The organism is Pseudomonas fulva NBRC 16637 = DSM 17717 (assembly GCF_000730565.1).
GTDB lineage: Bacteria > Pseudomonadota > Gammaproteobacteria > Pseudomonadales > Pseudomonadaceae > Aquipseudomonas > Aquipseudomonas fulva.
Genome location: NZ_BBIQ01000008.1, coordinates 183,662 through 190,636 on the forward strand (window position 1 = coordinate 183,662; position 6,975 = coordinate 190,636).

Genomic DNA, 6,975 nt, shown 5'->3' on the forward strand with positions numbered 1-6,975 from the left:
GCAAACGCGTCTGGATGAAATGCACACACCCATTCGGATATCACGCCAGCACTTGTCAGCCCCACACGCGTTGCAACAACCTCATGCAGAACCTTCGGCGGGACTCAGCGTCCCATCCAAGGTCCTGAACCCGTAAAGGTGCGCCATTTGAAAGACGTCATCATCCGCAAATACCGCCTGGTCGTGAAAACCTTCGGCTACATCGGTTGGTCACTGTTCTGGCTGCTCATCTGGGACGTGCTGGTCACCATTGATTTCATGCTGTTTCTCAACAGCAAGTTCACCCTGCCCCTGATCCCTCTTTCATTGATGGGTTCGGCGCTGGTCGTGCTGGTGAGCTTTCGCAACAGCAGCGCCTACAACCGCTGGTGGGAGGCCCGTACCCTGTGGGGCGCGCTGGTCAACAGTTCCCGCAGTTTCGCCCGTCAGACGCTGACGCTGATCAATGACCATGACGATGGATTAAATCCGGTCAAGGCGACCCTGCTGCGTCGGCACATCGCCTATATCAATTGCCTGGCCGCACACCTGAAGGGGGAAAAATGCCCACAAGAGCTGGTGGCGTTTATCCCTGAGGCAGAATTCGAGCGGCACCACGGTTCCAACAATTTTGCCAATGACATCTTGAGTGGTTCCGCCGCGTTACTGGCCAGGGAATATCAGGAGGGCCGGCTGGACAGCATCCGTCTGGCTCGCCTTGAGTCCACCCTGGTGGACTTGTCCAATGCACAAGGTGGCATGGAGCGCATCGCCAATACGCCACTGCCCTACCCTTATGTGTATTTCCCTCGGTTATTCATCACGCTGTTCTGCCTGATCGTACCGGTCGGCCTGGTAGAGTCGCTGGAATGGTTCACGCCCCTGGCCTCCACGGTTGTAGGCTTCATGCTGCTGGCGATCGAGCGCATCGGTACCGACTTGCAGAGCCCGTTCCGCTTCAGCGAACACCAGATCCAGATGGATACCATCTGCGAGACGATCGAGCGCAACCTGGAATCGATGCAGCGTGGCGCGCAATCGGGCGAGGCGGTGAGCGCCTGAGAACGGGCAGCGGTCACAGGGCCGCTGGCCTGATCAGGCCCTTACGAAACGTTGGCGCAGTACATCACTGAGCGCATCGACCAGAAACACCAGCGCCAGCATTCCAATGATCACCGTACTGGCCTGGGCCTCCTGGAACAGGCTCAAGGTGGTGTAGAGCAGCTGTCCCAAGCCTCCGGCACCGACGAAGCCCAGTACACTGGCCATGCGTATGTTGTTTTCCCAACGGTACAAACTGTAGGCAAGCAATTGCGGCCACAGGTTGGGCAAGGTGCCGTAGCAGAAGGCTGCTACCTGCCCCGCGCCTTGCAGGCGTAAGGCTGCTGCAGGTTCGGGCGAGGCGTTTTCCAGCGCTTCGGCAAACAGCCGTCCCAGTACGCCAGCGGTGTGCAGCGCCAACGCCAGGGTGCCGGCGTTTGGTCCCAGTCCAGCTGCCAGCACCGTCAGCGCGGCCCATACCAGCTCCGGAATAGCGCGCAGGGCATTGAGCAGCAACCGGGCCAGCGCCCGCAGCGGCCAGCCAAAGCGGCCTGCCGCCGGCAGCGCCAGCAACAGGCCCATGATGGCGGCCAGCAACGTGCTGATGCCAGACATGGCCAGGGTCTCCAACGCGCCCTGCGCCACGGCTCGCAGATGCTCGCTGGACAGGTCCGGGGCCAGGAACCGCCCGGCATACTGGCCCATCTGGGCCAGCCCACCGTTGCCGATCAAGGCACCGAAATCCAACCCCAGGTAAGCGAACGAGCCGACGATGGCTGCCAGCAGCGCGGCCAACAGGGCCAGGTTGATGAGCCGATTCATGCAAGCCTCCAGCGCAATAACCGGCTGAGCCCATCGGCAAGCATCACCAAGACCAGGAACGTCAGCAACATGCTGGCGACCTCGGCGCCAGCGAACATGCGCATGGACAGGTCGATCTGCTGACCCAGACCGCCGGCCCCCACGAACCCCATCACCACCGATGCCCGTACTGCACATTCCCACCGATAGACCGTGTAGGACACCGCTTCGCTGGCGGCATTGGGCAGGATGCCGTAGAAAAAGGCAGCCAGCCGTCCACTGCCCGCCTGCAACAAGGCGTGGGCAGGCCGTTGGTCCACCGATTCGAAGATTTCCGCATACACCTTGCCCAGCATGCCGCTGTAGGTAATGGCAATTGCCAGCACGCCGGCCGTGGGCCCCAGGCCTACGGCGCGCACGAACAACAGTGCCCAGACGATTTCAGGCACGCTGCGCAGGAAGATCAGCACCCCCCGTACGGGCAGCCGCACCAGGCGCGACCAGACACCCGGGCGCCCGCCACGTGAGGCAGCGCTCAGGGACAAGGCGCGGCTGGCCAGCAACCCTGCCGGCACGGCCAGCAGCCAGGCGAGTACCATGCCAGCGGTGGCCACAGCCAAGGTCTGTAGCGTGGCCTCCAGCAATAGCTCGAGAAAGTCGCGTTCATGTGTCGGTGGCCAGAATGCCCCCGTGAAACGTGCCATCTGCTCGCGGTTTTCGGCCTGCAACAGCACGGCCGGATTGAGCTCGCTCAATTGGATACCCGGCCACAGGACCGCGATGGCCAGCAACCCGATCAGTACCCTCGGCACCATTGCCGGATCACGGCGACTGGCGCTCAGCATCTGGGCAACTGCACGTGGGGGCTTGTAGCATCAACACCACGTCCAGCCACCAACTGCTCGTTGGCATACAGCGCCTGCAGCAGCTCGTCGGTCACCGCCTGGGCCGGGCAGTCGAACAGCACGCGCCCTTCGCGAATGCCGATCACCCGGGGAAAGTGGGCCAATGCCAAATCGACCGCGTGCAGGCTGGCCACCAACGCCACACCAGTGGCCTGGGCATGCCGGTTGAGCAACGCCAGGCTGTGATCAGCCAATACTGGGTCCATCGCCGACACTGGCTCGTCGGCAAGCACGATACGAGGTTGCTGATAAAGCACCCGCGCAATACCTACTCGCTGAAGCTGGCCACCCGACAGTTGACCGCACTGCACGAACAGCTTGTCTGCAAGACCCAGTTCGGCCAGGGCCTGGCGCGCACCAGGCACATCGCAGGGATACAGCAGGTTGAGCAGACTGCGACCAAGCCCCCACTGGCCCAGGCGGCCCGCGAGCACCGCAGTGACCACCCGCTGGCGCGGCGGCAGCGGCGGCGCCTGGTGAACCAGGCCTACCTGGGCCCGCAGGCGCTGCCGGGCCCCTGTCGACAACGCCCATGGCTGCTGCCCGAGCACCTCCAGACGACCGCTGCTAGGCCTGGTCGCCGTGGCCATCAGGTGCAGCAAGCTGGACTTGCCGGCCCCCGATGGGCCGATGATCGCGACGCGCTCAGCCTGCGCGATGCGCAAGGTCACGCCCTCCACGGCGCGCACCGCGCCATGCCGCAAGCTTGCACCTTGCAGCGCGATGACTGCCTCAGAAGGCACGGCAGACGTCACTTGAGCAAACCGGCCTCGCGGGCGGCCTGCTCGGTGCCCGCGTAGTTTTCCGGTTTGGTTTCGATGAAGCGGCTGGCCGCCTGCAGGTCGAGAATGGCTTTTTGCTCTGGATCGGCAGGGTCGAGGTTCAAGAAGGCCTGTTTGATCTTCTCCTTGAGGGCCGGGTCCATGTTGCCACGCACCGTCCAGTTGTAGTCGAAATAGGTCGGGGTCGTGGCAAACACGCGCACCTTGGCGGTATCGACCTTGCCGGCGTCCACCAGCTTCTGCCAGACGCTGGCGTTGAGCACACCGGCATCGACCTTGCCAGCCTGCACCCAGGCCACGGTGGCGTCATGGGCACCGGAATAGGCGACGCGGCTGAAGTACCCTTCAGGCTTGATGTTGTCCTGCTTGAGCATGAAGTAGCGTGGCATCAGGCTACCGGACGTGGAAGAAACGGACCCGAAGGCGAAGGACTTGCCCTTGAGGTCCGCAAGGCTTTTCACCGCAGGGTCGGCAGTGATGAACTTGGAGGTGAACTGGGCGTCCTGCTCGCGTTGCACAAGCGGCGTGGCCGTCGGATCCTTCAGGTGCACCTGCACGAACGTGAATCCGCCCAGCCACGCCAGGTCCAGCCGATCGGAGGCCAGCGATTCGACCACGGCCGGATAGTCAGCCACCGGCACGAACTTCACCTGCATGCCCAACTGTTTGGACAAGTATTCGCCCAGGGGTTTGAACTTGCGTTGCAGTTCGGTGGGCGCCTCGTCAGGAATGGCGCTGACACGCAGTGTCTCTGCCGCCTGGACGGCCAGGGCACAGCAGGACAGCACCAGGCTGGCGGCGAGCGCCATAGGACGTTTGAGCATGGGTTTCTCCGGTTCAATAGCGGGGAATGGGGGCGAATTCGAGGCTGCGCGCAGTAACAGGCGGCGCATGTGCGCTGCCTTGCCGACGTGCAGGTTGCAGCTCGATGCAAGTCATTGACCCAACGATTATAAGAGCCGCAGGCCCAATGACCAGCTTTGCTACAATCGGGCGATAAATTGACCTGCCGAGGTACACATGAGCGAGCCGATTCGCCTGACCCAGTACAGCCACGGTGCCGGCTGTGGCTGCAAGATATCCCCCAAGGTGCTGGACGTCATCCTGGCCGAAAGCGGTGCCCAGGCCCTGGACCCGAAACTCTGGGTCGGCAATGCGTCGCGCGACGATGCCGCCGTGTATGCCCTGGACGAGGAGCGCGGGGTGGTGTCGACCACCGACTTCTTCATGCCCATCGTCGATGATCCCTACGATTTCGGCCGCATCGCGGCAACCAATGCCATCAGCGACATCTACGCCATGGGCGGCGATCCACTGATGGCCATCGCCATCCTGGGCTGGCCGGTCAATGTCCTGGCACCCGAGGTTGCTCGTGAGGTAATCCGCGGTGGCCGGGCTGTCTGCGCCGAAGCCGGCATCCCGCTTGCTGGTGGTCATTCCATCGACGCCCCCGAGCCGATTTTCGGCCTGGCGGTAACCGGCGTGGTCAGCAAGCGCCATCTCAAGCGCAACGACACCGCCACGGCGGGCTGCCGCCTGTATCTGACCAAGCCGCTCGGCATCGGCATCCTCACCACTGCCGAGAAGAAAGCCGTGCTGCGCGAGCAGGATCGAGGCGTGGCGCGCGACTGGATGTGCACCCTGAACACGCCGGGCAGCCGATTTGGCAAGCTCGACGGGGTCAAGGCCATGACGGACGTCACCGGGTTCGGCCTGCTCGGCCATCTGGTTGAGCTTGCAGAAGGCAGCGGCCTGACCGCACACCTGGACTACGCCAAGGTGCCCCGCCTGCCGAGTGTCGAGCACTACCTCGCGGCCGGCTGCATTCCGGGGGGTACGCTGCGCAACTTCGAGAGCTACGGGCACAAGATCGGCGCGCTCAGTGACGATCAGAAGCACTTGCTGTGTGATCCGCAGACCAGCGGCGGGCTGCTTGTGGCCGTGACCCCGGAGGGTGAAGACGCATTTCTCGCGGCAGCCGCCGACCTGGGCTTGCAGCTGTCGCCTATCGGCTATCTGGCAGAGCGACAGAGCCACGCAGTCGAGGTCGCCTGATGCGGCCAGACTGCACCGATTTCCGTCAGTTGTTCCTCGACGATGTGCCGATGATGGACATGCGCGCGCCCGTCGAGTTTGCCAAGGGCGCCTTCCCCGGCGTGATCAACCTGCCCCTGATGAACGATCTGGAACGGCAGAAGGTGGGCACCTGCTACAAGCAGCAGGGCCAGGCTGCCGCCATCGCCTTGGGTCATCAACTGGTGGGCGGCGCCACCAAGCAGGCCCGTCTGGAGGCGTGGGTGGCCTTCACCCAGGCTCACCCGGAAGGCTATCTGTATTGCTTTCGTGGTGGCCTGCGTTCACAGATCGTCCAGGGATGGTTGCGCGATGAAGCCGGTATTCGCTACCCGCGTATCAGCGGGGGCTACAAGGCGATGCGCAACTACTTGCTGGAAACCACGGAGCAGGCCGTCAGCGAGTGTGATTTCGTACTGGTTGGCGGCTTGACCGGGACTGGCAAGACCGACGTGTTGCAGCAGCTGGGCAACGTGCTGGACCTTGAAGGCCATGCCAATCATCGCGGTTCGAGCTTTGGCAAACGCGCCACCGGGCAACCGGCCCAGATCGACTTCGAGAACCAGCTGGCCATCGATGTGCTGAAAAAGCGCGCGCAGGGTATCGGCCAATTCGTGTTGGAGGATGAAGGGCGCATCGTTGGCAGTTGCACGGTGCCTTTGTCTTTGTACCAGGGCATGCAGCAGTACCCGCTGGTGTGGCTGGAGGACAGTTTCGATGGCCGGGTCGAGCGCATCCTGCGCGACTATGTCATCGACCTCAGTGCCGAGTTCATCGCCCTGCATGGCGAGCAAGCCGGGCTGCACTTGTTCGCGCAGCGCATGCTGCAGAGCATGGCCAACATCCGCAAGCGCCTGGGCGGAGAGCGCCATCAGCGGCTCACGGCGCTGCTGGAGCAGGCTTTGGAAGAGCAATTGCGCAGTGGCTGTGTGGACCTGCACCGAGGTTGGATCGAGGGGCTGCTCAACGAGTACTACGACCCGATGTATGCCTATCAGCGTGAGGCGAAGGCCGAGCGGATCGAGTTTGTTGGGGATGCTGTGCAGGTGCGGGAGTATCTGGCGCAACGCGCGCGGCGCAAGTAGGGTCTGAGCCGGGGCTGCCAGGCAGCAGCCAGCTCTCGCTCTTACTCGACTCTGGCCTTTGATCTTGATCTTGACCTCGATCTTGATCTTGATCTTGATCTTGATCTTGATCTTGACCTTGACCTTGACCTTGATCTTGACCTTGATCTTGATCTTGATCTTGATCTTGATCTTGATCTTGATCTTGATCTTGATCTTGATCTTGATCTTGATCTTGATCTTGATCTTGATCTTGATCTTGATCTTGCTTTTGATCTTCGCGACTTCAGAAGGCCGAACGCAGGTCTTGCGGAGGGAGGTGACAGGCAT

At 62.5% G+C, this 6,975-nt stretch carries 7 protein-coding genes; 3 read left to right on the forward strand and 4 right to left on the reverse strand.

Annotation, left to right across the window (positions count from 1 at the left end; translation table 11 throughout):
• Positions 1 to 147 precede the first annotated feature (147 nt).
• Positions 148 to 1,041 carry a bestrophin family protein gene (locus tag PFU01S_RS10720; RefSeq protein WP_028687026.1) on the forward strand — a complete coding sequence of 298 codons (894 nt, stop codon included), beginning with the start codon at positions 148 to 150 and terminating at the stop codon, positions 1,039 to 1,041.
• 33 nt (positions 1,042 to 1,074) lie between these two features.
• Here PFU01S_RS10720 and phnE read toward each other — a convergent pair whose 3' ends face one another.
• Genes phnE through PFU01S_RS10740 form a run of 4 tightly spaced genes read right to left on the reverse strand, consistent with a single transcriptional unit; the run spans position 1,075 to position 4,332 of the window.
• Complete coding sequence (gene phnE / locus PFU01S_RS10725) at positions 1,075 to 1,842, reverse strand: phosphonate ABC transporter, permease protein PhnE (protein WP_027913662.1); 768 nt, start codon at positions 1,840 to 1,842, stop codon at positions 1,075 to 1,077.
• Positions 1,839 to 2,666, reverse strand: coding sequence for a PhnE/PtxC family ABC transporter permease (locus tag PFU01S_RS10730; RefSeq protein ID WP_027913661.1), 828 nt, complete (start codon positions 2,664 to 2,666; stop codon positions 1,839 to 1,841). Before PFU01S_RS10730 ends, phnE begins: the two co-directional genes overlap by 4 nt.
• Positions 2,660 to 3,469: a phosphonate ABC transporter ATP-binding protein gene (locus PFU01S_RS10735; RefSeq protein WP_042139463.1), complete on the reverse strand. Its 810-nt coding sequence runs from the start codon at positions 3,467 to 3,469 to the stop codon at positions 2,660 to 2,662. The genes PFU01S_RS10730 and PFU01S_RS10735 overlap by 7 nt, the downstream gene beginning before the upstream one ends.
• A gap of 8 nt (positions 3,470 to 3,477) precedes the next feature.
• A complete protein-coding gene (locus PFU01S_RS10740; protein WP_027913659.1) occupies positions 3,478 to 4,332 on the reverse strand; it encodes a putative selenate ABC transporter substrate-binding protein in 855 nt (284 codons plus the stop codon).
• Between the two features lie 196 nt (positions 4,333 to 4,528).
• Between PFU01S_RS10740 and selD the strand changes: the two genes are divergently transcribed.
• Positions 4,529 to 5,563: a selenide, water dikinase SelD gene (gene selD, locus PFU01S_RS10745; RefSeq protein ID WP_027913658.1), complete on the forward strand. Its 1,035-nt coding sequence runs from the start codon at positions 4,529 to 4,531 to the stop codon at positions 5,561 to 5,563.
• Positions 5,563 to 6,666, forward strand: a complete 1,104-nt coding sequence (mnmH, locus tag PFU01S_RS10750) for a tRNA 2-selenouridine(34) synthase MnmH (protein WP_027913657.1) — start codon at positions 5,563 to 5,565, stop codon at positions 6,664 to 6,666. The genes selD and mnmH overlap by 1 nt, the downstream gene beginning before the upstream one ends.
• The last annotated feature ends 309 nt before the right edge of the window (positions 6,667 to 6,975 follow it).